Consider the following 642-nt stretch of genomic DNA (forward strand, 5'->3'; position numbering starts at 1 on the left):
CACTCAAACGCATATTTAAGCCTTAATCAAATATGGGAGGAGCAATGTTTGGGTGGCAAATGTAAAATTATACAAGGACTATATTTTGGTGGTAAAAATCAAGTATTTATCGCTTCATAGGAATTGTAATGGAAAATTTTATCATTTCAATTAGCGCAAGCAAAAAGAGTGTTTATCTATTTTGTGATAATAACGCAACCATAGATTGCTATACAATCCACAATCAAATCTATCAAGCTATCACAAACAATACAAACAATACAAATAATACAATAAATGATGAATCTAATAATATTACAAACATTACAAAAGAGGATTTGCAAAATTATAATATTTATGTATTTTTAGATTCTATTCTACTCATAGGTGGCAGTGAATCTAGCGCACCTTATGAGGATTGTTTTTTTGGTGAAATGGATTCTAGTTCAAATGATTTAGACGAATCAAAGCCTATTTATTATTTGGAATGCGATTTGGATTGTTTAGAATCAAATGAATCAAGTTTGGATTCAAGCGAATCTAATTTAGATTGGTTTGATTTGCTTATGTATAATTTTTAAGATTCAAGATAACTATAAAAGGACATATTTTGAAAGGCTCTCTTTAACTTAAGCTCACATAAAGGAGTCTTAAGTTATGAAA

At 28.7% G+C, this 642-nt stretch carries 1 protein-coding gene; it reads left to right on the forward strand.

Annotated features, from left to right (window positions below; genetic code table 11):
* Positions 1-128: 128 nt before the first annotated feature.
* Positions 129-560 carry a hypothetical protein gene (locus ACWIX0_RS14055; protein WP_454174596.1) on the forward strand — a complete coding sequence of 144 codons (432 nt, stop codon included), beginning with the start codon at positions 129-131 and terminating at the stop codon, positions 558-560.
* The last annotated feature ends 82 nt before the right edge of the window (positions 561-642 follow it).

This window comes from Helicobacter sp. T3_23-1059 (genome assembly GCF_053654515.1).

Bases quoted from the DNA above. Each gene is read 5' to 3' on its own strand.
- ACWIX0_RS14055 (WP_454174596.1), top strand. From the start codon at position 129: ATGGAAAATTTTATCATTTCAATTAGCGCAAGCAAAAAGAGTGTTTAT.